The sequence below is a fragment of the Pseudomonas sp. GQ91 genome, from assembly GCF_059758795.1.
In genome coordinates, this window is record NZ_JCAXED010000055.1 from 1 (window position 1) to 503 (window position 503).

1 protein-coding gene is annotated in these 503 nt (G+C 59.2%); it reads left to right on the forward strand.

Annotated features, from left to right (window positions below):
• Positions 1-503: ribonucleotide-diphosphate reductase subunit beta (locus AC6CIA_RS26380; RefSeq protein WP_498316086.1), on the forward strand; the 503-nt coding region annotated here is incomplete at both ends.

The following is a 503-nucleotide window of genomic DNA, read 5'->3' on the forward strand; positions in this document are numbered from 1 at the left end:
GACGACGAACGTCGCATCGTCATGCGCAACCTGGGCTTCTTCTCCACCGCCGACTCGCTGGTTGCCAACAACCTGGTGCTGGCCGTGTACCGCCTGATCACCAACCCGGAGTGCCGCCAGTACATCCTGCGCCAGGCCTTCGAGGAAGCGATCCACACCCACGCCTACCAGTACTGCATCGAATCCCTGGCCATGGATGAAGGCGAAATCTTCAACATGTACCACGAGATCCCGTCGGTCGCGAAAAAAGCCGCCTGGGGCCTGAAATACACCCGGTCGATCTCCGATCCGAAGTTCGAAACCGGCACCGTCGACACCGACAAGGAGCTGCTGCGCAACCTGGTCGCCTACTATTGCGTCCTCGAAGGCATCTTCTTCTACTGCGGTTTCACCCAGATCCTGTCCATGGGCCGGCGCAACAAAATGACCGGCGTCGCCGAACAGTTCCAGTACATCCTGCGCGACGAGTCGATGCACCTGAACTTCGGCATCGACGTGATCAA